Below are 26,118 nucleotides of genomic sequence, written 5' to 3' on the forward strand. Positions count from 1 at the left end.
ATTGAAGTTGCGCGCACATTCCGCAGCTTCCGGCCCGAGCCGAGGGAGTCCGCCGCATGTCCGACCACGAGGGCGCCGTGGGGCCCACGCTGCCCGAGCCGGCCGAGGAGTCACCCCGTGTCACCGTGCTCTTCGCCGGGCAGAGCCAGGCCTGGGCCGACTGGATCGGGCAGCAGCTGGAGCGGGCGGGCCACCCCGCCGTCCTCATACGGTGGGACCCGCTGCACCTGAAGCCCGCCGACTCGGCCCTCGCCGACCTGCTGGAGCCGCCCGGGCACATCCTGGTGGTCCTGGACGACTGGTACCTGCGCTTCGACTCGGAGAAGTACCAGGGCTGGGCCCGGCTGCTGCGCGACACCCTGCCGCAGCACCGCGACCGCGTCGCCGCCGTCAGCGTCACCGCCAAACCGCTGCCGCCCGCCGCGGCCACCCTGCGCCCCGTCGGGCTGCGCGGGGTCGGCCCCGACGAGGCGCGCCGCCGGGTCCTGGAGTGCGCCGGGTCGCCGGGCCGCCCCGGCGGAGTCGTCCTGGAGCGGCCCATCCGCTTCCCCGACGACCGCCCCGGGATCTGGAACGCGCCGCGCCGCAACCGCCAGTTCACCGGCCGCGAGGACGCCTTCGAGCGGGTCCACGACATCCTGGCCGCCTCCGGCGAGGAGGGCGGCCGGGTGGTGATCCACGGGCTGAGCGGCGTCGGCAAGACCCAGGCCGCGATGGAGTACGTCCACCGGTTCGCGGGCGAGTACGACATCGTCTGGTGGGTCGGCGCCGCCGCCAAGGCCAGCGCCCGCGAGGGGTTCGCGGCGCTCGCCCCGGCCCTGGACCTGCCACAGGGCAGCCGGCTCGGCGAGGTCATCACGGCCGTGCGCGGCGCCCTGGAGACGACCGGCCGGCGCTGGCTGGTCGTGTTCGACGGCGCGGAGAGCCCGGAGGCGGTCGGCGAGCTGATCCCGGAGGGCCCCGGACACGTCCTGGTCACCGCCAACTCGCCCGAGTGGCCGGGCCTGAGCGCCCAGCTGGTGCAGCTGCCGCCGTTCGACCGCGAGGAGAGCGTCGCCTTCGCCCGGCGCCGCGCCGAGCGGCTCGGCGAGCAGGACGCGGACCGGCTCGCCGAGGCCGTCCAGGACCTGCCGCTGCTGCTCGACCAGACCGCCACCTGGATCGCCAACAACCCGGCCGCCTCGGTCGCCGACTATGTGCGCGGCATCAGCCAGGGCGACCCGCACACCGTCTCCACCATGCCGTCCCGCGAGTACCCGGCCAGCTTCCAGGCCGCCTGGTCCAAGACGCTCAACAGCCTGCACGAGACCTCCGCCGAGGCCTGGGAGCTGCTGAAGCTCCTCGCCCACTTCTCCCCGGACTCCGTGCCGCTGCGGCTGCTGCAGAACGCCCGGGTCAGCGATCTGCCGCCGCACCTCGCCTCCCTGGTCACCGACCCCAGCAGCTGGAACTCGGCGCTGCGCACGCTCTCCCGGGTGACCTCGACGCCGCTGGAGTACGACGACCCCGGCCGGCTCGGCACCCGTACCGTCGGCTCCCTGCGCATCCACCGGCTGCTGCACCGCTTCGTGCGCGGCAGCCTGCCCGAGCAGGACCACGAGCGGGCCACCGCCACCGCCTGCCGGGTGCTGGTCGCCGCCGACCCGCGCGACCCGGCGGGCTCGCACAACTGGCCGCGCTACGCCGAGCTCATCCCGCACCTGGAGCCGTCCGGCGCGCTCGCCTCCACCGACCCGGACGTGCGCCGCCTCGTCCTCAACTGCATCGAGTACCTGCGGGTGCGCGGCGAGTTCCGCGAGGGGCGCCGGCTCAGCGGCCTCGCCGTGGAGTCCTGGCGGCCGCTGTCCGGCCCCACCGACGGCCTCGTCCTGGTCGCCACCCACCAACTCGCCCATACGCTGCGCCAGCTGGGGGAGTACGGCCGCGCCGAGGAGCTGGGCCGCGACACCCTGCGGCGGCTGATGGCGGAGGGCCGCGGCGGCATCGAGGTGGTCCGCGCCAAGAACGGCCTGGGCGGCACGCTGATGGTGCTCGGCAAGTACGCCGAGGCGCGCGCCCTGTTCGAGGAGGCGGCGGGGGAGACCGCGGCCCTGCTCGGCGACTGGAAGGTGCCCCGCCTCCTCGCGATCCGCCACAACCTGGCGGTCACCCTCGCCCTCCAGGGCCACTACGCCAAGTCCCTCTCGCGCCACGACGAGGTCCTGGAGGAGTGCATCTCCGTCCTGGGCGGCAAGGACCACCTCACCCTCCAGGCCGGGCTCTACAAGGCCCAGATGCTGCGGCTGATGGGGCGGTACGGGGAGGCGCTGACCATCCAGGAGTACAACCACCGCCTGCACCGCCAGATCCTGGGCAGCGACCACCCGCAGACGCTCACCGCCCAGCACAACCTGGCGCTGTGCCTGCGCCGCGACGGCGAGCCCGAGCGGGCCAGGGGGCTGCTCTGGGAGGCCCGCGACGCGATGCTGCGGCGCGCCGACGCGACCGCGTTCACCTGCGACTACGCCATGCTGCTGCGGGACTTGGGCCGCCACGAGGAGGCGCACGCGCTGGCCGTCGAGGCGGCCGCCGGATACGAGAAGCTGCTGGGCGCGGACCACCCGTACACGATCGGCGCGCACGACAACGTGGCCCTGGTGCTGCGCGAGACGGGCGAGCACCACGCCGCCCGCGACCTCGCCGAGCGCAATCTGCGGGCCTTCACCCGGGTCCTCGGCCACGCCCACCCCTGGACGCTGGGGTGCGCCATGAACACCGCCTCCGCGCGGGCCGCCGACGGCGATCTGCCGGGCGCGGCCGAGCTCGGCCGCGCCGCGCTGGTGCGAGCGGTCACCTCGGTCGGCCAGACGCACGTCCTGTCGGTCAACCTCCAGGCGGGCCTCGCCCAGGACCTGCGGGCACTGGGCCGCCGGGCCCAGGCCGCCGAGCTGCTCCGGGACGCGGTGACGACCCTGACCGTCGCGCTCGGCGAGAACCACCGCCAGACCGCCTACATGCGGAGCGGGGCCCGGCCGTACTGGGACTTCGAGCCGATGCCGGTGTGATGGCGACTGTGAGCAAAGCCACGCGCGGCTGGATTTGACACTTCTCTGACGTACTTCTGACGTGGAGCAGGCAATTCCCGTACGTGAACGTGCAGTTACTGTAGTTGATGGCCGAACTCCGCGCTGTCCCGGAGCACCCCGCCTTGAAGCGGAGCGTGATCGTCAAGATCCTTGAAGGGGCCCGGAGCATCGCTCAAGGGGCGCTCCCTTGGGGTGGGCGACGATCGAACGTGCCGAGAACCTCTCTTCCGAACACGGCGAGAGGCCGACTCCCCATGCCTTCAGGAGGGTTTGCCATGACTCAAGGCGACACGATCGGCGCCGGGCCGCCGACCGCGGCAGCCGACTCGTCCCGCAGGGCACGGTCCGCGCGCCTGGGCAGGACGACCGGGTTACGCACGGTCGCCACCCGGGACGGCTGGCTGCGCCCCGAGGCCACCCGGCTGCCCTCGCTGACCGGACTGCGCTTCCCCGCGGCCCTCCTGGTCTTCCTCAACCACACCGGACTGCCGTTCCCGTTCCTGCGCCTGGTCAAGGACGACGACGCGGCGATGGACTGGTTCGACATCACCCACAACGCGGGTTCCCTCGGCGTCACGTTCTTCTTCGTCCTCAGCGGATTCGTGCTCACCTGGGCGGTCCGGGAAACGGACACCGTACGCGCCTTCTGGCGGCGCAGGATCGTGAAGATCTACCCGAACTACGCGATCACCTGGGGCCTGGCGATGGTCGCCTTCGCCTCCGCCTATACGCCGACTCGAACGGCGATACTGAACCTGCTCATGGTGCACGTATGGGTGCCGAAGTTCGACGTGTTCTCCAGCGTGAACCAGCCCAGCTGGTCGCTGGGCTGCGAATTGCTCTTCTATCTTTCCTTCCCGCTGCTGCACAAAGTATTCCGCCGCATCAAGGCCGGGCACCTCAAGTACTGGATATCCGGTGTGACGGCGGCCATCATCGCCACGCCGTTCTTCACCTATCTGCTGCTGCCGGACGACCCCAACTTCCCCGGCGGCCTGGCGCTCGGCGCCCGCGCCTCCACGAACCAGTACTGGTTCGCGTACAACTTCCCGCCGATGCGGCTGCTCGACTTCGCGCTCGGCATGCTGGTCGCGCAGGCGGTGCTCAACGGCCGCTGGTGGAACATCGGCATGACCTGGTCGGGCCTGCTGCTGGCCGGCAGCTATGTGTGGGCCTCCCACGTGCCGTTCCTCTACTCGCAGCGGTCCATGACCATCATCCCGATCATCTTCCTGATCGCGGCCGCCGCCACCGCCGACGCGAGGAACCAATTCACGCTCTTCCGCAATCGCGCGATGATCTGGCTCGGCGAAGTCTCCTTCGCCTTCTACCTCGTCCACTTTGTCGTACTCGCATATGTGCGCAAGTGGCTGGGGCACGACATGTACTCGGTGCCGCAGACCATCGGCATCGTCCTCGTGGAATTCACGATCGCCCTGCTGGCGTCCTGGGCGCTGTACGCACTCATCGAGCGTCCCATCACCCGTAACTGGTCAAAGCCCCGGCACCCCAAGGCCGCGGCGAGCTGACCCGCACCGAACCACTTGCATTCAAGTGGAGTTCAAGATTCGACTGTAAGGATTCCCCCCATGAAGACCATCGCCCTCATTACAGGTGCCAACAAAGGAATCGGATTCGAGATCGCGCGCCAGCTCGGCGAGCTGGGGGTCACCGCGATCGTGGGCGCGCGTGACGAGAAGCTCGGCAGGGCCGCCGCCGAGAAGCTCGGCCAGCCCTTCGTACAGATCGACGTGACCGACCCGGAGAGCATCAAGAAGGCCGCCACCTACATCGACCTCGCCTACGGCAAGCTCGACATCCTGGTGAACAACGCCGGCATCACGGTCTCGCACGAGGACGGCAAGCCGAGCACCACCTCGCTGGAGACCCTCCGCTCGATATACGAGACCAATGTGTTCGGTGTCGTCGCGGTGACCAACGCGTTCCTGCCGCTGCTGCGCAAGTCGCCGGCGGGCCGGATCGTCAACCAGTCCAGCGAGATGGCCTCGCTCACCAACGTGCTCGACCAGGACCACCCGATCTGGCACGTCAACAACCTGCCGTACAACTCCTCCAAGACCGCGCTCAACATGATCACCGTGTCCTACGCCAAGGAGCTGTGGGACACCCCGATCAAGGTCAACGCGGTCGACCCGGGCTGGTGCCGCACCGACATCACCGGGGGCGAGGGCTACAAGTCGGCCGAGCAGGGCGCGGCGATCGCCGTGAAGCTCGCCACCCTGGACGCGGACGGCCCCACCGCCACGTTCGTCCAGGACCAGGGCATACTTCCCTGGTAAGCATGATCTTTCTCGCTCAACACCCCCACTGCTGAAGGAATATGACGATGTCCACTCCCCGTATGAACAACCCCGCGCAGGTGCTGCCCGACTCGATGGCGGCCATCGGCGGCCTCATCAAGTCGATCCGCAAGGCCGGTGTCGAGGAGGCCACCCTCGAACTCGTCCACCTGCGCGTCAGCCAGATCAACGGCTGCGGCCCCTGCCTCGACGCGTCGGCCAAGGCCGCGCAGAAGGCGGGCGTCTCCGACGAGCGCATCTTCTCGGTGGGCGCCTGGCGCGAGACGCCGTTCTACAGCGAGGCCGAGCGCGCGGCGCTGGCGCTCGCCGAGCACGTCACCCGGCTCGCGGACCGCGAGGACGCCGTGCCGGACGCCGTGTGGGACGAGGCCGCCAAGCACTACGACGAGCAGAAGCTGGCCGCCCTGGTCCTCCAGATCGGTGTGGTCAACCTGTTCAACCGCCTCAACGCCTCCACCAAGCAGCAGGCGGGCCAGGCCTGGTAGCCGCGTCGCACGCCGCCGGGGGCCCGGTTCCCCGGCGGCGTGCGACAGTTGGCCGGCCGGGGGACCGGCGAACGAGCCCACCGGCGGCGGACGCTGTCACATTTGCCGGGGTCGGTTCGTCATGGGATTGACGGAACGCGAACCAAAAGGATGTGACCGATGGACGAGCGCGAGTGGCTGGCGCAGCGATTCGAGGAGAACCGGAGCCATCTGAGAGCGGTGGCGTACCGGATGCTCGGCTCGCTGACCGAGGCCGACGACGCCGTTCAGGAGTCCTGGCTGAGGCTCAGCCGCGCCGACACGGACGACATCGAGAACCTGGTCGGCTGGCTGACGACGATCGTGGGCCGGGTCTGTCTGGACATGCTGCGCTCCCGCCGGGCCCGCCGTGAGGACCCGCTGGAGGCCCAGGTCACCGAGCCCGCCCTGGACCCGGAGGACGGCGCCGACCCCGAACACCAGGCGCTCCTCGCCGACTCGGTGGGCCTGGCCCTGCTGGTCGTCCTGGAGACGCTCGACCCCGCCGAGCGGCTGGCGTTCGTGCTGCACGACATGTTCGCGGTGCCCTTCGAGGAGATCGCGCCCATCGTGGACCGCAGCCCCGCGGCCGCCCGGCAGCTGGCCAGCCGCGCCCGCCGCCGCGTCCAGGGCGTGAACACCCCGCCCGCCCCCGACCTCACCCGGCAGCGCGAGGTCGTCGAGGCGTTCCTCAGCGCGGCCCGCGGCGGCGACTTCGACGCCCTGGTCGCCGTGCTCGACCCCGACGTCGTGGCCCGCTCGTACGCGGCCGACCGGCCCGGAACCTCCACCGTGCTGCGCGGTGCCTCCGCCGTGGCCCGGCAGGCGCTCACCTTCGCCCAGTTCGCCAAGTCCGCCGAGCCCGCGCTGGTGGACGGCTCGCCGGGCGTGGTGGCGGACCGCGGCAAGCCCGGCTACCGCGTGATGAGCTTCGGCTTCTCCGACGAGGGCTTCGCCGACGCGGTGATCACCGAGATCGAGGTCATCACCGACCCGGCGCGCCTGGGCGCGCTCGACCTGGTGCTGCTCGACGCCTGAGAAGGCGCCCGAGAACGGCCCGGTACCGCTTCGGCGGACCGGGCCGTTGTGCTTTTCGGGTGCATCACCGCAGGTCAGACACCGTTCTAAAACTATTTTTCGTCCAGCGGTCACATTCGCGGCGCGGGATCCGTCATATCAGTGACGGACGAGTCCGGGCGGTGAGCCGAGGGGGGCAGCACCGGTGGAGCGTCCGTCGCCCTCGTTCGGGGGCGCCCGTTCGAAGAAGCCCCCGATGGAGAGCAGCCTTTGACACGTATGGCCCGCGTCCCGAACAGAACTCTCGGGCGGCGTTCCGTATGCGGACGCGGTTGTGTCCGGCAGCCATCCGGCAGCGCCGGGGGCGCTCTCACCCACTCGATTTCCCATGATTTAGGAGTCTCGTAATGGCTGCCGCCGACTCACTCCCGAGGTCGGGACCCGCGACGGGCGTGAAGCCCGGCCTGATCCTGGCGTTCCTGTGCCTGGGCCAGTTCATGGTCTTCCTCGACGTGTCGATCGTGAACCTCGCCCTCCCGTCCATCCAGGACGGGCTCGACATGTCCGATGTCAGTCTCAACTACATCGTGACCGCCTACTCCACCGTGCTCGGCGGCTTCCTGCTGCTCAGCGGCCGGCTCGCCGACACCTTCGGGCGCCGGCGGCTCCTGATGACCGGCTTCGTGGTGTTCGCCGTCGCCTCGCTCACCTCGGGCCTCGCGCAGAACGCCGCCATGCTGATCACCTCGCGCGGCTTCCAGGGCCTCGGCTCCTCGATGATCGCCCCCGCCGCGCTCTCGATCCTCACCAACACCTTCCCCGAGGGTGCCGAGCGCAACAAGGCGCTGGGCGTCTGGGGTTCGCTGGCCGGTATCGCCTCGATCGTCGGCGTGATGCTCGGTGGCGTCCTGGCCGACGGCCCGGGCTGGGAGTGGATCTTCTGGATCAACGTGCCGATCGGCCTGGGCGTCGTGATCCTGGCCCCGCGCATCCTTCCCGAGAGCAAGTCCGACGCCCCGCGCCAGCGCTTCGACTTCGCCGGCGCCGCGACCCTCACCGCCGGTCTGCTGCTCCTCATCTTCACCCTCGGTGAGGCCATCAACGTCGGCTGGGGCACCGCCCGTACGATCGGCAGCCTGATCGGCGTCGCCGTTCTGCTCATCGCCTTCCTCGTCATCGAGACCAAGGTCGAGGCGCCGATGATGCCGCTGCGCATCTTCCGCCTCAAGACCATGCGCGTCGCCAACTTCTCCGCGATCCTCGTCTTCGGTACGTTCGGCGCGCTGTTCTTCTTCGCCAGCCTCTTCATGCAGCAGGCGTTCGGTTACTCGCCGATGAAGGCCGGCTTCGCCTATGTGCCGCTCGCCCTCGCGGTGGCGGTCGGCGCCGGCGTCGCCTCCGGCATGATCACCAAGATGGCCGCCCGCCCGGTGCTCGCCGTCGGTCTGACGCTGACCACCTCCGGCCTGCTGATCCTGTGGCGCACCGGCGCCGGCAGCTCGTACCCGACGCACCTGCTGCCCGCGTTCGTCCTGCTCGGCCTCGGCTGCGGCATGGTCTTCGTGACGCTCCAGATCGCCGCGTTCGTCGGCATCCCGGACGAGGAGGCCGGCATCGGCGCCGGTCTCATCAACACCAGCCAGGAGGCCGGTGGCGCCCTCGGTCTCGCCGTGATCGCGACCATCGCCTACAACGGCCTGGAGGAGAAGCTCTCCAAGACCGGTGGCGACCCCGTCAAGATCCACGACATCCAGGCGACGGCCAACCACCACGCGTTCCTCTCCGCCGCGATCCTCTGCTTCAGCGCCCTGCTGGTCGCCCTGTTCTTCATGCCGAAGGGCGCGAACTCGATGAGCTCGGCGCACGCCCACGGCAACGGCGACGCGGAGGTCGCGGGCACGCCCGAGGCCGCCGGAGTAGAGAAGTAGAAACGACCTTTGTGAACCGCCCGCTCGCCGCATAGGGCTGGGCAGGCCGTGGCGCTCCTCCGACACCTGGCGGAGGAGCGCCATCGGTCGATAACCGGGGGCCGGGCCGCTGTGGTCGCGGCCCCCTGGAACGCCTGGAAGGACGTATCCGCAATGTCACTGCCCCGAGGGCGGACGCGTGCTCCGGAGGTCTCCGCCTCGGTGGAGGCGTTCCTCACCGAGCCGCTCACCGCCACGCTGACCACCCTGCGGCCCGACGGCTCGCCCCATGTGGCGCCCGTCCGGTTCACCTGGGACGCGGCGTCGGGGCTGGCCCGGGTCATGACGGTGGTCACCTCGCGCAAGGCGCGCAACGTGCTGGCGAACCCGGGCGGCCGGGCCGCCCTGTGCCAGGTGGAGGGCTTCTCCTGGGTCACCCTGGAGGGCACCGGCACGGTCTCGGACGACCCGGCGCGGGTCGCCGAGGGCGTCAAGCGGTACGCCAAGCGCTATTGGTCGGCGCCGCCGAATCCGCCCGGCCGGGTGGTCCTGGAGATCGCGGTCGACCGGGTGATGAACCTCAACACGTAATTCACGCACCACACCGCACGGCTTTATCGGCGCGGCACCACCGGATGCACCCCATTCGGCGGCGCCGCGCCTTTTTGTATTGCATACGATCCAACTCCCGTACGGATTCGATGACTTGAGTCGTACTCAGGCGCCCGCTGCCACGATCGGCGATATCGGCTGAACCATGTCATCCATCTGCACGAGGAGTGCGAATATGACCCAGGGCGCAATTGTTGTCGGGGCCGGTCCGGTCGGACTGATGCTCGCCGGCGAACTCCGCCTTGCCGGTGTGGAGGTCGCCCTCTACGACAAGCTGCCGGCTCCCAGCGGAGAGTCGCGCGGTCTCGGATTCACCGGCCGTACCGCCGAAGTCCTCGACCAGCGCGGTCTGTTGAGCAGGCTCGGTGAGTTCCGCTGGGGCAAGCAGGGCCACTTCGGCGGCGTCCGCATCAACTTCGACGAGCTCGACGAGAGCCACTACGGCATCATGGGCCTGGCCCAGTCCCGTACCGAGGACACCCTCGGCAAGTGGGTCGAGGAGCTCGGCGTCACCGTGCGCCGCGGTTACGAGGTCACCGGCTACCGGGAGACCGAGGACGGCGTCGTCGTCGAGTACGAGGGCCCCGACGGCCCCGGCGAGGAGGCGGCCCAGTACCTGGTCGGCACCGACGGCGGCCGTTCCACCATCCGTCGCCTGGCCGGCATCGACTTCCCGGGCGAGCCCGCCACCCGCGGCATGTACCTGGCCGACGTGGTCGGCGCCGGGCTGCGGATGCGCCCCATCGGCGAGCGCATCGAGGGCGGCGGCATGGTCCTCTCGGTGACCCTGGAGCCGGGCATCGACCGCATCGTCATCCACGAGCCGGGCGTGCGCCCGCACCACGGCGAGGGCGAGCTGAAGTTCTCCGAGCTCGCGGACGCCTGGGAGCGCATGACCGGCGAGGACATCCACGGCGCCAGCGCCCGCTGGATGTGCGCGCTGACCAACTACACCGGCCAGGCCACGGACTATCGCAAGGGCCGCGTCTTCCTCGCCGGCGACTCCGCCCACGACCACGCCCCGCTCGGCGCGCAGGGCGTCAGCGTCGGCATCCAGGACGCCGTCAACCTCGGCTGGAAGCTGGCCGCCGCCATCAAGGGCCAGGCGCCCGACGGGCTGCTCGACACCTACCACTCCGAACGGCACCCCATCGGCCAGCAGTTGCTGCGCAACACGCTCGCCCAGTCGCTGATCTACCTCAGCGGCGAGGAGATGGAGCCGCTGCGCGCGGTGCTGCGCGAGCTGGTGCAGATCCCGGACGCCGCCCGCCACCTCGCCGGCCTGGTCAGCGGTCTGGACGTACGGTACGACGTCGACACCGACGGCAGCGGCCACCCGCTGCTCGGGCTGCGCCTGGCCCCGGGCCGCGAGGTCGAGCTCGCCGACGGCGGCCGCAAGCGGGTCGCCGAGCTGCTGCACGCCGGGCACGGCGTCCTGATCACCACCGGCGACTCGCGCGAGGCCGCCGAGCTCGCCGAGGGCTGGACCGACCGCGTCGACGTGGTCACCGGCAGCTGGGTCCCCTCGGACACCGCCGCCGGCCAGGACCCCGAGGCCGTTCTGGTGCGCCCCGACGGACACGTCGTGTGGGCCGCGCCCGACGGCGGCAAGCTCCGCGACGCGCTTGAGCGGTGGTTCGGCGCGGCTCAAGTGGCCGCTTAGAAGCTGACTCCGCAACCAGCCGCCACCCTGCCCAGGGCCTGTCCGGCTCCTACCCGCCGGACAGGCCCCGGCCGTACCCCCGCACAGCCACATCCGAAAGGGAATCCACCATGACCGTCCTCGTCACCGGCAGCAGCGGCAAAGTCGGTTCGCACCTCGTGCGGCTCCTGCGCGCCAGGGGCGTCGCCGTCCGCGCCGGCTCGCGCAGCCCGGAGAAGCTGACGCTGCCCGAGGGCGTCGAGTCCGTGAAGCTGGCGCTCGACGAGCCCGCCGACTTCCCGGCCGCGCTCGCCGGGGTGACCTCGGTCTTCCTGTACTGCGAGGCCTCCGCCATCGGCGAGTTCGTCCAGCGGGCCGAGGAGGCCGGTGTCGAGCACGTCGTCGTCATGTCCGCCGACGCGGTACTGCGCCCCGACGCCGCAGTGAACCCGATCGCCGCCCCCCACCTAGCCGTCGAGCAGGCGCTCGCCGCCTCCTCGATCACCTCGACCCCGCTGAACTGCGGCGCCCTCGCCAGCAACGCCATGCCGTGGGCCTGGCAGCTCAAGGCGCGCGGCACGGTCGGCCTGCCGTACCCGAACAGCTACGCCGACCCGGTCAACGAGCGCGACGTCGCCGAGGCCGCCCTCGCGGTGCTCACCGACCCGTCCCTGCGCGGCCGTTCGTACCACCTCACCGGCCCCGAGGCGCTCACCTTCACCCAGCACATCGCGGCCATCGAGGCCGCCGCGGGCCGGTCCATCCCGGTCACCGAGGTGCCCCCGGCCGTGTGGCGGGCGAACAAGCCCGACTTCATGCCGGGCGACATCGCGGACGCGCTGCTCGCCCTCTGGGCGGCCAGCTCCGCCCCGGTCCCGCTCACCGGCGACGTCGAGAAGCTGACCGGCCACCCCGCCCGGCCGTTCACCGAGTGGGCCCAGGAGTATGCGGGTCCGTTCCGCGGCTGACAGCCCCCTGCGCCTGGCGGCCGACCCGAAATCCGCCATCCCCCACAGGCACTGGCATTCCCCCCATGTAGGCACACGTATGACAGGTAGGACGAAGCATGTCGCTGGACCGTAGAAAGATGATCGGCCTGGGCGCCGGGTCCGCCGCCCTCGCGATGGCCGGCGGTGTCGCCACGGCCGAGCCCGCCGCCGCCACCGCGCGGCGCCGCGTCCCGAGCGACGCCGCGCTGGCCAGGTCCATCTCCGGCGGTTTCCACAGCCGCTACGCGCACGTCAACGGCGTACGGCTGCACTACGTCACCGGGGGTTCCGGTGCACCGGTGGTCCTGCTCGCGGGCTGGCCGCAGACCTGGTGGGCCTGGCGGCACGTCATGCCGGAGCTGGCCCGCAGCCACCGCGTCATCGCGGTCGACATCCGCGGCATGGGCGGCTCCGACAAGCCGCAGGGCGGCTACGACAAGAAGAACATGGCCCGCGACGTCCACGAGCTGGTGCGCTCGCTCGGCCACAGCCGGGTCGACGTCGTCGGCCACGACATGGGCGCGATGGTGGCGTTCAGCTTCGCCGCCAACCACCCGGCGGCCATCCGCAGGCTCACCCTCGTCGACACCCTGCACGTCGACGAGACCCAGTACGACATCCCGCTGCTGCCCCGGCCCGGCAAGGGCTTCAACCTCTGGTGGTGGGCGTTCAACCAGGTGCAGGGCCTGCCCGCGCAGCTGGCGGCCGGCCGGATGCGGCACATCGTCGACTGGCTCTTCGCCAACTCCCTGCCCGACCAGGGCCTCGTCCCCGACTTCGACCGCGCGGTGTACGCGCACGCGTACGACTCGCCGGACGCCGTCCGGGCGGGCACCGCCTGGTACCAGGCCGCCCACCAGGACATCGCGGACCTGAAGACCTACGGCAAGGTGACCGCGCCCGTGCTCGGCGTCGCCTCACAGCTCACGTACGACCAGTTCCGGCAGGTGCTGCCGACGCTGGCGACGGACGTCCGCGTGGTGTGCGCGGACAAGTCGATCCACTACATCCCCGAGGAGCAGCCCGAGCTGCTCAGCCGTGAACTGCTGAAGTTCCTCGCCTGACCGGACCCACCCGGGCAGCCGGTCAACGGCACTCGTCCCAAGGCCTGTTCAACATCTGCACGAGGAGTGTGACATGACTCAGGGCGCAATCATCGTCGGAGCCGGACCGGTCGGGTTGATGCTCGCCGGTGAGCTCAAGCTCGGCGGCGCGGACGTCGCCGTCTACGACCGGCTGCCCGCGCCGAGCGGCGAGTCCCGCGGCGTCGGCTTCACCCGCCGCGCCGCCGAGGTCTTCGACCAGCGCGGACTGCTCGCCAGGTTCGGCGACGTCGAATGGGCCCAGGGCCACTTCGGCGGGGTGCGCATCGACTTCTCCAAGCTGGACGACAACCACTTCAGTGTGCGGGGCGTGCCCCAGTTCCGTACCGAGGAGATCCTGGAGGGCTGGCTCGCCGAGCTCGGCGTGAAGGTCCACCGCAACCACGAGGTGACCGGCTTCCGCGAGACCGAGGACGGCGTGGTCGTCTCCTTCGAGGGCCCCGACGGTCCCGGCGAGGCCGAGGCCCAGTACGTGGTCGGCTGTGACGGGGCCCGCTCGGTCGTCCGCAAGACCGCCGGGATCGACTTCCCCGGCTGGGACGCCACCCGCGGTATGTACATGGCCGACCTGGTCGGCGCCGGGGTGCGCCAGCGGCCCATCGGGGAGCAGGTGCCCGGCGGCATGGTGATGGCGTTCAACCTGGAGAACGGCGTCGACCGGATCGTCATCCACGACGAGAAGCTGCGTCCCCACGAGGACAAGAGCCAGCTCACCTTCGAGGTCGTCGCGGACGCCTGGGAGCGGATGACGGGGGAGTCCCTGCACGGCGCCGAGGTGCGCTGGATCAGTGCCTTCACCGACACCACCCGCCAGGCGTCCGAGTACCGCAAGGGCCGCGTCTTCCTCGTCGGGGACGCCACCCACATCCACATGCCGGCCGGTGCGCAGGGCATGAGCGTGGGTGTCCAGGACGCGGTGAACCTGGGCTGGAAGCTGGCCGCGGCCATCAACGGCTGGGCGCCCGAGGGCCTGCTCGACACCTTCCAGTCCGAGCGGCACCCGGTCGGCGAGCAGCTGATGCGCAACACCCGCGCCCAGACCCGCCTCTACCTCACCGGCGACGAGATGGAGCCGCTGCGCGCGGTGATGCGCGAGCTGGTCGAGTCCCCGGACGTGGCCCGTCATCTGGCCGGACAGGTCAGCGGTCTGGACGTGCGCTACGACGTGGGCGCGACCGGCCACCCCCTGCTCGGGCTGCGCCTGTCGCCCGACCGCGAGCTGAACCTCGCCGACGGCACCCCCACCCGCATCGCGGAGCTGCTCCACAGCGCGCGCGGCGTCCTGATCACCACCGGCGACTCGCGCGAGGCGGCCGAGCTCGCCGAGGGCTGGGCGGACCGTGTCGACGTGGTCACCGGCACCTGGATCCCGGCCGACAACGTCACCGGCGACGACCCCGAAGCCGTACTGCTGCGCCCCGACGGCCACGTCGCCTGGGCCTCGCCCGACGGCGGCAAGCTGCGCGACGCGCTGGAGCGCTGGTTCGGCACGGAGGGCTAGCCGGAGGTCCGGCCGCACGTCACGACGGCCGGACAGACGAAGGCGCCCCCTGCCGGCGGGGGGCGTCTTTCGTCCGGTGCGCTCAGTCGATCCCCCGAATGATGTTCAGCTCGACGTCGTCCTCCTCCGCCCCGGCCAGCCGGAGCGGAGGAGCGACGGCGACGAGGTCACCCGGCCGAAGCTCGTGGTCCTCCCGGTCTTCCCTGTTCTCGTACATCTGCTCCCCCTTCGCATGGATACGAGCACGGGCTGTTCGAGCATGGCCGTACGGCGGCGGCACGGCGAGCCGCCGCGTTGCACAGGGCTCGGATCAGGCCGCGTACAGATCGAAGGTGGAGGTGCGGCGGGGGCCCGCCACGACGTCGAGCTGGGGGTCGACGGCGAGGATCGCCTGGTGCAGCCGCTGGAGCTGAGGCGAGGGCTCCACACCCAGCTCCTCGATGAGCCGGCCGCGCAGCTTGCGGTACAGATCGAGCGCGGTGGCCTGCCGTCCGGAGCGGTAGAGCGCCACCATGGCCTGCGAGTGCAGGCCCTCGTGCTGGGGGTGACGGGCGATCAGATCGGTGAGCTCGGCGGTCAGTTCGGCATGGCGGCCGAGGCGTAAGTCGGCGTCGATGCGGCGCTCCCTGACCACCAGACGGCTCTCCTCCAGGCGCATCACCTCGATGTCGAGGATCGGCCCGACCCGCACGTCGACCAGCGCGGGCCCCTCCCACAGGTCGAGCGCCCGCCGGAAGCACTCCGCCGCCCGCTCGTTGTGCCCCTCGTCGAACGCCAACTGACCCTCCGCCGCCAGCTGTTCGTACGCGTGGACGTCGACCGCCTCGGACGGGATCTGGAGCAGATAGCCGCCGTAGCGGGTGGCCAGAACATCCTTGGCCGAAAGTTGTGCGTCAGGGCCCATGGCACCGGCGAGCCGGCGCCGCAGTTGGAGGATGTACGTCTGCAGGGTGGTCAGCGCGCTCTGCGGCAGATCGGTGCCCCAGATCTCCTCCATCAGCGTGGGTACGGGGATGACGCGCCCCGGGTACAGGGCGAGCAGCGCGAGGATCTGACGGGGCTTGCCCGCCGTGGGGACGACGGAGACTCTGTTCACTTCGGCACTCAAAGGGCCCAGGACCTGAATTTTCACGGCTTCCTCTCGGATAAAAGGCGGGGGTGCGCCGGGACATCGTTGTCTCCCCCCCGGGGCCAGGCCGCCGGGGAGTGGTCGTGCGTACGGGTCAGCTCGCGCGGGCGACGAGCCGCTCGGTGACGGGGGCGCCGTCGGGCACCGGCGAGCCGGGCCGGGCCGCGAGGATGGCCATCTGGAGCCTGCCGAGCGCGGCCGAGGGCTCCAGACCGGCCTGGGCGACGAGGGTCGCACGCAGCCGCTGGTAGGCGTCGAGGGCCTCGCTGCGCCGCCCGGAGCGGTGCAGCGCCAGCATGAACTGGCCGTGCAGCGCCTCGTGCATGGGGTGGCGGCTGACCAGCACGGTCAGCTCGGAGAGCAGCTCGCGGTGGCGGCCGAGGAGGAGATCGGCCTCGATGCGCCGGTCGAGCGCGGCGAGCCGGGCCTCCTCCAGCCGCTCGGCCTCGGTGCGCAGCCGGGTGCCCTGGTGGACGCCGGTGAGCGCGGACCCGGTCCACAGGGCCAGCGCCTCGCGCAGCAGCCGGGCGGCCCCGGTGTGGTCGCCGGCGTCCATGGCTCGGTGGCCGGCCGTGGCGCGGCGCTCGAACTCGCGGAAGTCCGCGGTCCCTTCGGCGTCCTCGCCGTCGCCCCCGGTCTCCAGGCGGTAGCCGCCGGGCAGGGTGACGAGGACGTCCTTGGCGGTGCGCCGCTCGCCGTCGTGGCGGGCCAGCGCCTCGCCGATGAGCTCGCGGAGCTGCATCACGTACGTCTGCACGGTGGTACGGGCACTGCGCGGCGGGGCGTCGTCCCACAGTTCCTCTGCCAGCGTCGCGAGCGGCACCACCTGATCGGAGTGCAGCGCGAGGAGTGCCAGCACCTGCCGCGGCTTCGGGGCAGTGGGCGCGATGGATAACCCGTTCTTCCGCACCGACAGTGCACCCAGCACTTCGATGTCCATGTTTCTCCCCAGAGTCGGGAAATACGGGGGGTAAGGGTATTCGGGTCGGAAGTGTCCGCTCGGCTGGCAGGCCCTCGGCGGCAACCCGCTTTGATCATGTGCCCGAACCCACCCGCCGCGGCAAGACCGCCTGTGGCTGATCTGACGTACCTGTCAAAGTCCTGACCGCGTTGTCAAAATCCTGTAGCAGTCGCGAATTCTGCTCGGATTGAAGCCGCTCGACTCTGGGTAAAGAACGGCCGGATGTGGCGGATTTTCGCGGCCCTGCGCCCTGCCCCCGCCCGGATCCTGCTCCCGCTTCGATCCCGCTCCCGTGGTGCTCCGGGATCCGGATCTTACGTCTTCCTTAGGTAAGCGCCCAGTGCGCGGGTGCCCCGTACCGCCAGATGTGGCGTGGGTCACACCTGACTCCCGTCACATTCACGAGCCACGTTTCGTCATAGCTGTGACGGAGGAAGCCGACCGGTGTGGATGTTCTGGCAGGGCCGGTCGGCGTCCGACGTCGCAGTTCCCGCGTTTTTCTGTGTGAAGTGTTCGGCGTTTTACGTGAGATCTTTTGAGGAGAGCAAATCATGACTGCTCGGGCGAAGCACCCTGCTTTTGTCGTTCCCGGCGCCATTGACGCTTTGGTGGCCCTCGGAAAGGCCAGCAAGGAGGTTCCCGGCGTCGATGTGAAGCTGCTGGAGCTGCTGCATCTGCGGGCCAGCCAGATCAACGGCGACGGTGCCAACGCCGACCGCCACCCGCGCCTGGCGAAGGCCGCGGGCGAGACCTCGGACGAGCGCCTGTTCGCCGTGGCCGCCTGGCGCAACACGCCGTACTTCACGGACGCCGAGCGTGCCGCCCTGGCGCTCGCCGAGGCCGTGACCCGTCTCTCCGACCGCGAGGACGCGGTCTCGGACGAGGTGTGGAACGACGCGGCCAAGCACTTCAACGAGCAGCAGCTCGCGGCGATCGTCCTCTCGGTCGCCACCGCGAACCTGTGGAACCGTCTGCACGTGGCCATCGGCCAGGTTGCCGACCCCAACAGCTGATCACCCCCGTACAGCTGCTGGTGCCGGCCGACACCCCCGACGGCCGGCAGGTCGGGCGGACGGCTCGACGGCGGGCGGCCCGGTCACCGCAAGGACGTTGCGGCGACCGGGCCGCTTTTGTGTCCCGGACGGCTTTTGTGTCCCGGACGGAGGGAGGGGCTGGGTGCGGCCCCCGGCGGGAACCGCGCCCAGCCCCTCATCCTCGCTACTTCTGCTTCTTCCTCGCGGCCTCGATGAAGGCCTCGAAGAGGGGGAGGGTGTCGGTGCCCAGCTCGCCGTGGGCCTGGAGCCCGGCGAGGAAGGGGGCCGAGGGGTCCTCGGCCTCGGCGCCCTCGATGACGCCGTCGTCCGACCAGGCGGTGGCGACCAGCCCGGCGCCGAGCTTGTCGATGCCCTGGTGGTGGTGGCAGTAGACGGTGGCGGTCGGTCCGAGGGCGCTGCCGAGCAGCGAATCCGGCTTCACCTGGATCTCGCGCGGCTCGTACTTCCCGGGGACGGCGGGGGAGTGCTCGGGAAGGTGCTGGTCCAGGGTGCCGCCGCGAATGATGGATATCAGCTGGAGGCCGCGGCAGACGCCGAGCACCGGAATCCCGCGCCGCTCGGCGATCGCCAGGGCGGCGAGCTCGGCGGTGTCCCGGGCCTTGTGCGGGGGAAACGTGAACTTCTCCCGCTCGGCGCCGTAAAGGGCCGGGTCGATATCGGCGCCGCCGCTCATCAGCAGGGCGTCGGCCCGTTCCATCACGGCGTCCACCGCTTCGGGAATCGGCGGTACCAGAACGGGCGCTCCACCCGCCTGGTGGACCTTCTCCATGTACTCCCAAGGGAGCAGGGCCACCGAAACATCTCCCCAAATGTTCCAGTTCACCGTGCTCAGATCGGCGGTCACCGCCACGACGGGGCGAGTCATAGAATGTCGTCCTTCCCAATTCCAGCGAAATCGAGTTCCACTAGAGCGTTACTAGTGCGCTTCTCGGGTGCGCTCCACTTGTCCGCAGCGGGTACGGAGGCTTGGATCAAGAATTACATAGAGCACGCCTCTTTGGAAGAAATCCCAAAATAGGTATCGTGGAGACATCGCCGCTTTGTGGAGGAAAGCGGGTCGTCATCGCGCGCGTTCAACTGCGAGCTGATCGCAGTCGAACACCCCTATGGGGCGTGCGACGCTCTTGCGTACCCTCACGACAAGTGATCGGTTCATCGATCGGTCCATCGGTCCATCGGTCAAATAAATGGGGGAGACAACCATGACGGCCGCGACAGAGAACCCCGGCGCCCGTATGTATCAGGAGTTTCTCGGCGTCCACGCGATCCTGCGCCGGGGAACGGAACTGGTGGCGAACGCATTCGAGCGCCTCGGCGACGGCGACCAGGTCAGCGTCAAGGAACTCATCGACACCGCGCAGTGGCTCATCGACTTCACGCACCACCACCACGAGTCGGAGGACGAGCTCTTCTGGCCCGTGCTGCACGGGCTCTACCCCGAGTCGGTGGCGTCCTTCGACACCCTCAACGAGGAGCACGCGGAGCTGGACCGGGAACTGCACGGCCTGAGCCGGGCGGTGGAGCTCCTGACGGCGGCCAACGAGGCGGGAGGGCAGGCCGGCGACGCCGCGGTGACCGAGGCGGCGCACGCCGGCACGGCGGCCGCCCGCAAGGTCCGCGACATCCTGGCGGGCCACCTCGACACCGAGGAGCCGGTCGTACGCGACCTCTTCCCCGGCGTCCCCGGCGCGGAGATCGACCGCCTCCGCACCGCGATCACCGAGGGCAGCCCCAAGTCCGGCGGCCACCTGGTCTTCGGCCTCCTGGAGGACCCGGACCTGGCCGAGGGCTACGACGAACTCATCGCCAGCTTCCCCCTCGCCTTCCGCTCCCACCGCCCCGAGCTGCTCCAGATGTACGTGGCCAGCAAGAAGGCGCTGGGCCTCGCGTCGGACTGACCTCCGTCCCCGTGATCGGGATCGCTCAGCGGCCTCACAGCGTTGTACGGGCAGGAGACCCCAGACGGAGGTGACCGCTCGTGTTCGGTAGTGCGCTCAATGAGCTGTTCCAGCCCGGCAAGCGGCATGCCGAGGAAGAGAAGCGGCGGCTGGAGATCACCCTCGACGAGGTGGGCGACGCGGATCCCGGACGCGGGCCGATAGACCTGGGGAGCGGGACCGTGGTGATACGGGTCCCGCCGCCCGTGCGGGACGGGGACGCGAGTGAGGGCGCGGACGACCCGCAGAGCTAGTACGTACGCCGGAGGGCCCGGTATCCCGTTCTTGAACGGGATACCGGGCCCTCCGGCCGTACCACTCCAGCCACAGCGGCCGGCGACTACGCGTCGAAGACCTCCGACACCAGCTGCTCCTGCTCCTGCTCGTGCCGCTTCTTCGAGCCCACCGCGGGGGACGAGGAGTGCGGGCGCGAGATGCGGCGCAGGCGCTCGCCGTGCGGGATGTCCGCGCCGACCGCGAGGTCGAGGTGGTCGATCAGGTTGAGCGCGATGAACGGCCAGGCACCCTGGTTCGCCGGCTCCTCCTGGGCCCACAGGTACTTCTCGGCGTTCGGGAACTTGGCGATCTCGGCCTGGAGCTCGGCACCCGGCAGCGGGTACAGGCGCTCCAGACGGATCAGCGCCGTGTCCGTCGCGCCGCGCTTGTCGCGCTCCGCCTTCAGGTCGTAGTAGACCTTGCCGGCGCAGAAGACGACCTTGCGGACCGCGTTCGGGTCGACGAACTCGTCACCGATCACCGGGCGGAAGCCGCCGGTGGTGAACTCCTCCGCCTTCGACGCCGCCGCCTTCAGACGCAGCATCGACTTCGGGGTGAAGACGATGAGCGGCTTGTGGTGCGGGTTGTGCACCTGCCAGCGCAGGAGGTGGAAGTAGTTCGACGGGAGCGTCGGCATGGCGACCGTCATGTTGTTCTGCGCGCACATCTGCAGGAAGCGCTCGGGGCGCGCGGACGAGTGGTCCGGGCCCTGGCCCTCGTAGCCGTGCGGCAGCAGCAGCGTGACGCCGGACGTCTGCGCCCACTTCTGCTCGGCGGAGGAGATGAACTCGTCCACCACCGTCTGCGCGCCGTTGACGAAGTCGCCGAACTGCGCCTCCCACATCACCAGGGACTCGGGACGGGCCAGCGAGTAGCCGTACTCGAAGCCCATCGCCGCGTACTCGGAGAGCAGCGAGTCGTAGACGTTGTACCGCGCCTGCTCCTCGGTGAGGTACATCAGCGGGGTGTAGTCCTCGCCGGTCTCCTGGTCGACCAGGACCGCGTGGCGCTGGCCGAAGGTGCCGCGGCGGGTGTCCTGGCCGGAGAGGCGCACCGGGGTGCCCTCCATCAGCAGCGAGCCGATGGCCAGGGTCTCGCCCATGCCCCAGTCGATCGTGCCGTCCTCGACGGAGGCGGCGCGGCGCTGCAGCTGCGGCATCAGACGCGGGTGGACCTTGATCCGCTCCGGGATGTTCACCTGCGACTCGGCGATGCGCTTCACGACCTCCTGGGAGACCGCGGTCGTCACCGCCGCCGGGAACTCGGCCTGCGGCTCCGGGGACTGGATCTCGCCCGCCTGCGAGGTGGCCTCGCGGACCTCGGCGAAGACCTTCTCCAGCTGGCCCTGGAAGTCCTGGAGCGCCTGCTCGGCTTCTTCCAGGGTGATGTCGCCGCGACCGATCAGCGACTCGGTGTACAGCTTGCGCACCGAGCGCTTCTTGTCGATCAGGTTGTACATCTGCGGGTTGGTGAACTGCGGGTTGTCGCCCTCGTTGTGACCGCGGCGGCGGTAGCAGATGAGGTCGATCACGACGTCCTTGTTGAACGTCTGGCGGAACTCGAAGGCCAGGCGGGCCACGCGGACCACGGCCTCCGGGTCGTCGCCGTTCACGTGGATGATCGGGGCCTCGATCATGCGGGCCACGTCGGTCGCGTACATCGACGAGCGCGACGACTCCGGGGCGGCGGTGAAGCCGACCTGGTTGTTGATCACGATGTGGACCGTGCCGCCGGTGCGGTAGCCGCGCAGCTGCGACATGTTCAGGGTCTCGGCGACGACGCCCTGGCCCGCGAACGCCGCGTCGCCGTGCAGGGCGACCGGCAGGACCGTGAAGTCCGTGCCGCCCTTGTTGATGACGTCCTGCTTGGCGCGGACGACGCCCTCCAGGACCGGGTCCACCGCCTCCAGGTGCGAGGGGTTGGCGACCAGCGAGACCTTGATCTGCTCGCCGTCCAGGCCCGTGAAGGTGCCCTCGGCGCCCAGGTGGTACTTGACGTCGCCGGAGCCGTGCATCGACTTCGGGTCGAGGTTGCCCTCGAACTCCCGGAAGATCTGCGCGTACGACTTGCCGACGATGTTGGCGAGGACGTTCAGGCGGCCGCGGTGGGCCATGCCGATGACGACCTCGTCCAGACGCGACTCGGCCGCGCTGTCGATGACCGCGTCGAGCAGCGGGATGACCGACTCGCCGCCTTCGAGGCTGAAGCGCTTCTGGCCGACGTACTTGGTCTGCAGGAACGTCTCGAACGCCTCCGCCGCGTTCAGACGGCGCAGGATCCGCAGCTGCTCCTCGCGCTCCGGCTTGGAGTGCGGGCGCTCCACGCGGTCCTGGATCCACTTGCGCTGCTTGGGGTCCTGGATGTGCATGAACTCGATGCCGGTGGTGCGGCAGTACGAGTCGCGCAGCACGCCGAGGACGTCGCGCAGCTTCATCAGGGACTTGCCCGCGAAACCGCCGACCGCGAACTCGCGCTCCAGGTCCCACAGGGTGAGCCCGTGCTCGGTGATGTCCAGGTCGGGGTGCTTGCGCTGGCGGTACTCCAGCGGGTCGGTGTCGGCCATGACGTGGCCGCGGACCCGGTAGGAGTGGATCAGCTCGAAGACGCGCGCGGCCTTGGTGACGTCGTCGTCGTGGCTGGCGTCGATGTCCTTGAGCCAGCGGACCGGCTCGTAGGGGATGCGCAGCGACTCGAAGATGCCGTCGTAGAAGCCGTCGTCGCCGAGCAGCAGGTTGGCGACGATCCGCAGGAACTCGCCGGAGGCGGCGCCCTGGATGACCCGGTGGTCGTACGTGGAGGTGAGGGTCATCACCTTGGAGATGCCCAGCTTGTTCAGGGTGTCCTGGGAGGTGCCCTGGAACTCGGCCGGGTAGTCCATCGAGCCGACGCCCATGATGACCGACTGTCCGGGCATCAGACGCGGCACGGAGTGGACGGTGCCGAGGCCGCCCGGGTTGGTCAGCGAGACCGTGACGCCGGAGAAGTCGTCCATCGTCAGCTTGCCCTGGCGGGCCCGCTTGACGATGTCCTCGTACGCCTGCCAGAACTCGAAGAAGTTGAGCGTCTCGGCCTTCTTGATGCCCGCGACGACCAGCTGGCGGTCGCCGTTGGGCTTCACCAGGTCGATGGCGAGACCGAAGTTGATGTGCTCCGGCTTGACCAGGGTGGGCTTGCCGTCCTTCTCCGTGAAGGAGTAGTTCATCGACGGCATGGCCTTGATGGCCTGCACCATCGCGTACCCGATGAGGTGGGTGAAGGAGATCTTCCCGCCCCGGGCGCGCTTCAGGTGGTTGTTGATCACGATCCGGTTGTCGAACAGCAGCTTCACCGGGACCGCGCGCACCGAGGTGGCCGTCGGGACGTCGATGGAGGCGTGCATGTTCTTCGCCACGGCGGCGGCGGGACCGCGCAGCGTGACGTACTCCGGACCGGCCGGGGCCTCGGTCGCCGGGGCCGCCTTGGCCGCGGGCTTCGCCACGGCCGGGGCCGGGGCGGCCGCGGCGGGCTGCGCCGGAGCGGCGGGGGCCTGGACGGCGGGGGCCGGCGCGGGCGCGGCCGGAGCCTGGGCGGCGGGCGCCGGGGTGACCGGGGCCGGGGTGGCGGGAGCGGCGGGGGTGGCTACCGCAGCCCCCGCGGCTGCGGCGGGGGCACCCGCGACAGGCTTGTCCGCCGTGCCGGAGGCACCCGGCTTGTAGTCGGCGAAGAAGTCCCACCAGGCACGGTCGACCGAATTGGGGTCCTGGAGGTACTGCTGGTAGATCTCGTCGACGAGCCACTCATTGGCACCGAAGCCGGCTGCAGGGTTCTTGCCCTGCCCGTCTTGGTCGGTCGAGACGCTCGAATTACTGGGGGACTGAGACGACACGGCGGCAACCGCCCTCTTCCGCTTCACAAGGTGATGGACAGCGGAAATAAAGGCTACGCCTCCCTGGCCTGGAGGTGCAGACCGGGCGTGCCACAGTCGCGTAAGTCACACCGGAAAGCGAGTTTCAGGGCAGGATTTGGCGGGAAACAGATCAGGTTCGGCTGGCGAGTGGGTACGCCACAGCGCGGTTGCGACCCTGGTGGAGCCGCATCCCCTGACCACCTACACGCAGAACGTCTGCTTCCGGTTCGAACCCTACGTCAATTCGTCGTCCGGGGTGCCCCCGGAAGGGTGACCTGGATGCGGCATCCGCGCGACGATTCGGCCACGCCGATGTGGCCGCCGTGCAGATCCACCGCCCAGCGGGCGATCGCCAGGCCCAGGCCCGTACCGCCGTCGCTGCCGGGCCCGTGCGGGGCCGAGGCGTCGCCCCGGTTGAACCGCTCGAAGACCCGGTGCCACTCGGACTTCGGGATGCCCGGGCCCTCGTCCAGGACCTCCAGGTCCAGCGACTCGGGCTGCGGGCCGCGCCGGGCCCGTACGGTGACGCGGCCGTGCGGCGGCGAGTGCTTGACCGCGTTGTCGATGAGGTTGGCCACCACCTGGTGCAGCCGCTCCCGGTCCGCGTGCGCGGTCAGCTCGGGCGGCGAGACGTCCAGGTGGAGGTGGACGTCGGTACGGGTGTGGTTGCCGGAGCCGGAGGACAGGCCGCGCCGGGAGGCGGCCAGATTGGCCTCCTTGAGCACCCCGGACAGATACGGCCACACCTCGAAGCGGTGCGCCCGCAGCGGTACGACACCGTTGTCCAGCCGGGACAGGTCCAGCAGGGTCTCCACCAGGCGCCCCAGCCGCTCCGTCTGCTTCAGGGCCGTGCGCATCGTCTCGGGGTCGGCGGCCGAGACGCCGTCCACCACGTTCTCCAGAACCGCGCGCAGCGCCGCGATGGGGGTGCGCAGCTCGTGGGAGACATTCGCCACGAGTTCCTTGCGGTGGCGGTCCACGGCCTCCAGGTCGTCGGCCATGCGGTTGATGGTGGAGGCGAGGTCGCCGAGCTCGTCGCGGCGGCCGTCGCCGCGCACCCGGCGGGTGTAGTCGCCGTGCGAGATCGCCCGGGCGACGGTGTTCATCTCGTCCAGCGGCGCGGTCAGGCCGTGCGCCACGAACTGGGTGATCAGCAGGGTGGCTATCACCGAGAAGACGGTGATGAACCGCAGCTCGGTGCGGGTCTGCACGGCGACCATCAGCAGCCCGGTGGTGATGAAGACCGAGACCACGACCAGCGTGCCCAGCTTCGTCTTGATGGAGATCGAGACCTCCCGCAGGCCGCCCCTGAGCTTCTCGCGCACCCGGTCGCGGACTCCGGCGCGCGGCCCGTTCCGCCGGGCCCGCCCGTTCACCGCCCCGGCCGCCGCCCGGCTCATGGCGCCGGGGTCTCCAGCGCGTAGCCCACGCCGTGGACCGTGCGGATGCGCTCGGCCCCGATCTTCCGGCGCAGCGCCTTGATGTGGCTGTCCACGGTCCGGGTGCCCGAGGCGTCCGCCCAGTCCCAGACCTCCGCGAGCAGCTGTTCGCGGGAGAGGACCGCACGCGGGGTGTTGGCCAGGCAGCTCAGCAGGTCGAACTCGGTCGGGGTGAGGTGCACGTCCTCGCCGCGCACCCGGACCCGGCGCTGCGCGTGGTCGATCTCCAGCTCGCCCAGGCGCAGGATCCCGGTGCGCGGGGTGGCCGCGGCGAGCGTGGCCCGCTCGACCCGGCGCAGCAGCACGTGCACCCGGGCCGCCAGCTCCCGCATGGAGAACGGCTTGGTCATGTAGTCGTCGGCGCCGACGCCGAGACCGACCAGCATGTCCGTCTCGTCGTCGCGGGCCGTCAGCATCAGCACCGGGACCGGTCGGCGGGCCTGCACCCGGCGGCAGACCTCCAGGCCGTCGAAGCCCGGCAGCATGATGTCCAGGACCATCAGGTCCGGCTGCCACGCCTCGGCCGTGTCCACGGCCGCCGGGCCGTCGAGCGCCGTCTGCACCTGGAAGCCCTCGGCCCTCAGCCGTGCCGCGATGGCGTCGACGATCGTCGTGTCGTCCTCGACGACCAGCACCCGGCGCTGGGCGCCGGGGGTCGCCGCGACGCCGTTGTGGGTGGTGTGTGCCTGCTCCATCGCCCCGCCCTGATATTGCTTCCGGGGATCCGTGGGGTGATCCCCTGTGTCCGTCAGAGACTAGAGGCACCGGCCGCGTC

The 26,118-nt window shown here is 70.4% G+C and carries 21 protein-coding genes; 14 read left to right on the forward strand and 7 right to left on the reverse strand.

Annotation, left to right across the window (positions count from 1 at the left end; translation table 11 throughout):
- The first annotated feature begins 56 nt into the window (after nt 1-56).
- The 11 genes from fxsT (at nt 57) to IE252_RS16380 (ending at nt 14,660) form a co-directional block, all read left to right on the forward strand.
- On the forward strand, nt 57-3,044 hold the full coding sequence (gene fxsT, locus IE252_RS16330) for an FxSxx-COOH system tetratricopeptide repeat protein (protein ID WP_190090106.1): 2,988 nt from the start codon (nt 57-59) through the stop codon (nt 3,042-3,044).
- Between the two features lie 296 nt (nt 3,045-3,340).
- The gene (locus tag IE252_RS16335; RefSeq protein WP_229848426.1) at nt 3,341-4,594 is read left to right on the forward strand and encodes an acyltransferase family protein; all 1,254 of its coding nucleotides are present in this window, start codon (nt 3,341-3,343) and stop codon (nt 4,592-4,594) included.
- 60 nt (nt 4,595-4,654) lie between these two features.
- A complete protein-coding gene (locus tag IE252_RS16340; protein ID WP_190090107.1) occupies nt 4,655-5,365 on the forward strand; it encodes an SDR family oxidoreductase in 711 nt (236 codons plus the stop codon).
- A 47-nt stretch (nt 5,366-5,412) separates the two neighbouring features.
- Nucleotides 5,413-5,871, forward strand: coding sequence for a carboxymuconolactone decarboxylase family protein (locus tag IE252_RS16345; RefSeq protein WP_190090108.1), 459 nt, complete (start codon nt 5,413-5,415; stop codon nt 5,869-5,871).
- A 159-nt stretch (nt 5,872-6,030) separates the two neighbouring features.
- Entirely contained in the window at nt 6,031-6,927 is an 897-nt protein-coding gene (locus tag IE252_RS16350; RefSeq protein ID WP_190090109.1) for a sigma-70 family RNA polymerase sigma factor, read from the forward strand.
- Nucleotides 6,928-7,313: 386 nt separating this feature from the next.
- Nucleotides 7,314-8,834 carry an MFS transporter gene (locus IE252_RS16355; RefSeq protein WP_190090110.1) on the forward strand — a complete coding sequence of 507 codons (1,521 nt, stop codon included), beginning with the start codon at nt 7,314-7,316 and terminating at the stop codon, nt 8,832-8,834.
- A 153-nt stretch (nt 8,835-8,987) separates the two neighbouring features.
- Nucleotides 8,988-9,404 carry a pyridoxamine 5'-phosphate oxidase family protein gene (locus IE252_RS16360; RefSeq protein ID WP_190090111.1) on the forward strand — a complete coding sequence of 139 codons (417 nt, stop codon included), beginning with the start codon at nt 8,988-8,990 and terminating at the stop codon, nt 9,402-9,404.
- Nucleotides 9,405-9,600: 196 nt separating this feature from the next.
- Entirely contained in the window at nt 9,601-11,088 is a 1,488-nt protein-coding gene (locus IE252_RS16365; RefSeq protein ID WP_190090112.1) for an FAD-dependent monooxygenase, read from the forward strand.
- 110 nt (nt 11,089-11,198) lie between these two features.
- Entirely contained in the window at nt 11,199-12,035 is an 837-nt protein-coding gene (locus IE252_RS16370) for an SDR family oxidoreductase (RefSeq protein WP_190090113.1), read from the forward strand.
- Between the two features lie 98 nt (nt 12,036-12,133).
- Nucleotides 12,134-13,120, forward strand: a complete 987-nt coding sequence (locus tag IE252_RS16375; RefSeq protein WP_190090114.1) for an alpha/beta fold hydrolase — start codon at nt 12,134-12,136, stop codon at nt 13,118-13,120.
- Between the two features lie 73 nt (nt 13,121-13,193).
- A complete protein-coding gene (locus IE252_RS16380) occupies nt 13,194-14,660 on the forward strand; it encodes an FAD-dependent monooxygenase (protein ID WP_190090115.1) in 1,467 nt (488 codons plus the stop codon).
- An 82-nt stretch (nt 14,661-14,742) separates the two neighbouring features.
- Here the strand turns inward: IE252_RS16380 and IE252_RS43960 are convergent, their stop codons facing one another.
- From IE252_RS43960 to IE252_RS16390, 3 genes are all read right to left on the reverse strand, one after another.
- Nucleotides 14,743-14,877, reverse strand: coding sequence for a hypothetical protein (locus IE252_RS43960; protein WP_257583886.1), 135 nt, complete (start codon nt 14,875-14,877; stop codon nt 14,743-14,745).
- Nucleotides 14,878-14,970: 93 nt separating this feature from the next.
- Nucleotides 14,971-15,792 carry an AfsR/SARP family transcriptional regulator gene (locus IE252_RS16385; protein ID WP_190090116.1) on the reverse strand — a complete coding sequence of 274 codons (822 nt, stop codon included), beginning with the start codon at nt 15,790-15,792 and terminating at the stop codon, nt 14,971-14,973.
- Nucleotides 15,793-15,883: 91 nt separating this feature from the next.
- Complete coding sequence (locus IE252_RS16390) at nt 15,884-16,729, reverse strand: AfsR/SARP family transcriptional regulator (RefSeq protein WP_190090117.1); 846 nt, start codon at nt 16,727-16,729, stop codon at nt 15,884-15,886.
- A gap of 572 nt (nt 16,730-17,301) precedes the next feature.
- Between IE252_RS16390 and IE252_RS16395 the strand changes: the two genes are divergently transcribed.
- The gene (locus tag IE252_RS16395) at nt 17,302-17,763 is read left to right on the forward strand and encodes a carboxymuconolactone decarboxylase family protein (RefSeq protein WP_190090118.1); all 462 of its coding nucleotides are present in this window, start codon (nt 17,302-17,304) and stop codon (nt 17,761-17,763) included.
- A gap of 205 nt (nt 17,764-17,968) precedes the next feature.
- Here the strand turns inward: IE252_RS16395 and IE252_RS16400 are convergent, their stop codons facing one another.
- Nucleotides 17,969-18,670 carry a gamma-glutamyl-gamma-aminobutyrate hydrolase family protein gene (locus IE252_RS16400; protein ID WP_229848428.1) on the reverse strand — a complete coding sequence of 234 codons (702 nt, stop codon included), beginning with the start codon at nt 18,668-18,670 and terminating at the stop codon, nt 17,969-17,971.
- A gap of 337 nt (nt 18,671-19,007) precedes the next feature.
- Here IE252_RS16400 and IE252_RS16405 point away from each other — a divergent pair, with 337 nt between their 5' ends.
- The gene (locus IE252_RS16405) at nt 19,008-19,703 is read left to right on the forward strand and encodes a hemerythrin domain-containing protein (protein WP_190090119.1); all 696 of its coding nucleotides are present in this window, start codon (nt 19,008-19,010) and stop codon (nt 19,701-19,703) included.
- An 80-nt stretch (nt 19,704-19,783) separates the two neighbouring features.
- The gene (locus IE252_RS16410; protein ID WP_190090120.1) at nt 19,784-19,996 is read left to right on the forward strand and encodes a DUF6191 domain-containing protein; all 213 of its coding nucleotides are present in this window, start codon (nt 19,784-19,786) and stop codon (nt 19,994-19,996) included.
- A gap of 86 nt (nt 19,997-20,082) precedes the next feature.
- Here IE252_RS16410 and IE252_RS16415 read toward each other — a convergent pair whose 3' ends face one another.
- From IE252_RS16415 to IE252_RS16425, 3 genes are all read right to left on the reverse strand, one after another.
- On the reverse strand, nt 20,083-23,883 hold the full coding sequence (locus IE252_RS16415) for a multifunctional oxoglutarate decarboxylase/oxoglutarate dehydrogenase thiamine pyrophosphate-binding subunit/dihydrolipoyllysine-residue succinyltransferase subunit (RefSeq protein WP_190090121.1): 3,801 nt from the start codon (nt 23,881-23,883) through the stop codon (nt 20,083-20,085).
- Between the two features lie 260 nt (nt 23,884-24,143).
- On the reverse strand, nt 24,144-25,304 hold the full coding sequence (locus IE252_RS16420; RefSeq protein ID WP_229848430.1) for a HAMP domain-containing sensor histidine kinase: 1,161 nt from the start codon (nt 25,302-25,304) through the stop codon (nt 24,144-24,146).
- Entirely contained in the window at nt 25,301-26,038 is a 738-nt protein-coding gene (locus IE252_RS16425) for a response regulator transcription factor (RefSeq protein WP_067163879.1), read from the reverse strand. The genes IE252_RS16420 and IE252_RS16425 overlap by 4 nt, the downstream gene beginning before the upstream one ends.
- Nucleotides 26,039-26,118: the final 80 nt, after the last annotated feature.

Source organism: Streptomyces melanogenes (genome assembly GCF_014649795.1).
GTDB lineage: Bacteria > Actinomycetota > Actinomycetes > Streptomycetales > Streptomycetaceae > Streptomyces > Streptomyces noboritoensis.

Excerpts from the sequence above, each read along its gene's own strand:
- fxsT (WP_190090106.1), top strand. The coding sequence starts at position 57 with ATGTCCGACCACGAGGGCGCCGTGGGGCCCACGCTGCCCGAGCCGGCC.
- IE252_RS16335 (WP_229848426.1), top strand. The coding sequence starts at position 3,341 with ATGACTCAAGGCGACACGATCGGCGCCGGGCCGCCGACCGCGGCAGCC.
- IE252_RS16340 (WP_190090107.1), top strand. The coding sequence starts at position 4,655 with ATGAAGACCATCGCCCTCATTACAGGTGCCAACAAAGGAATCGGATTC.
- IE252_RS16345 (WP_190090108.1), top strand. The coding sequence starts at position 5,413 with ATGTCCACTCCCCGTATGAACAACCCCGCGCAGGTGCTGCCCGACTCG.
- IE252_RS16350 (WP_190090109.1), top strand. The coding sequence starts at position 6,031 with ATGGACGAGCGCGAGTGGCTGGCGCAGCGATTCGAGGAGAACCGGAGC.
- IE252_RS16355 (WP_190090110.1), top strand. The coding sequence starts at position 7,314 with ATGGCTGCCGCCGACTCACTCCCGAGGTCGGGACCCGCGACGGGCGTG.
- IE252_RS16360 (WP_190090111.1), top strand. The coding sequence starts at position 8,988 with ATGTCACTGCCCCGAGGGCGGACGCGTGCTCCGGAGGTCTCCGCCTCG.
- IE252_RS16365 (WP_190090112.1), top strand. The coding sequence starts at position 9,601 with ATGACCCAGGGCGCAATTGTTGTCGGGGCCGGTCCGGTCGGACTGATG.
- IE252_RS16370 (WP_190090113.1), top strand. The coding sequence starts at position 11,199 with ATGACCGTCCTCGTCACCGGCAGCAGCGGCAAAGTCGGTTCGCACCTC.
- IE252_RS16375 (WP_190090114.1), top strand. The coding sequence starts at position 12,134 with ATGTCGCTGGACCGTAGAAAGATGATCGGCCTGGGCGCCGGGTCCGCC.
- IE252_RS16380 (WP_190090115.1), top strand. The coding sequence starts at position 13,194 with ATGACTCAGGGCGCAATCATCGTCGGAGCCGGACCGGTCGGGTTGATG.
- IE252_RS43960 (WP_257583886.1), bottom strand. The coding sequence starts at position 14,877 with ATGTACGAGAACAGGGAAGACCGGGAGGACCACGAGCTTCGGCCGGGT.
- IE252_RS16390 (WP_190090117.1), bottom strand. The coding sequence starts at position 16,729 with ATGGACATCGAAGTGCTGGGTGCACTGTCGGTGCGGAAGAACGGGTTA.
- IE252_RS16395 (WP_190090118.1), top strand. The coding sequence starts at position 17,302 with ATGACTGCTCGGGCGAAGCACCCTGCTTTTGTCGTTCCCGGCGCCATT.
- IE252_RS16400 (WP_229848428.1), bottom strand. The coding sequence starts at position 18,670 with ATGACTCGCCCCGTCGTGGCGGTGACCGCCGATCTGAGCACGGTGAAC.
- IE252_RS16405 (WP_190090119.1), top strand. The coding sequence starts at position 19,008 with ATGACGGCCGCGACAGAGAACCCCGGCGCCCGTATGTATCAGGAGTTT.
- IE252_RS16420 (WP_229848430.1), bottom strand. The coding sequence starts at position 25,304 with ATGAGCCGGGCGGCGGCCGGGGCGGTGAACGGGCGGGCCCGGCGGAAC.
- IE252_RS16425 (WP_067163879.1), bottom strand. The coding sequence starts at position 26,038 with ATGGAGCAGGCACACACCACCCACAACGGCGTCGCGGCGACCCCCGGC.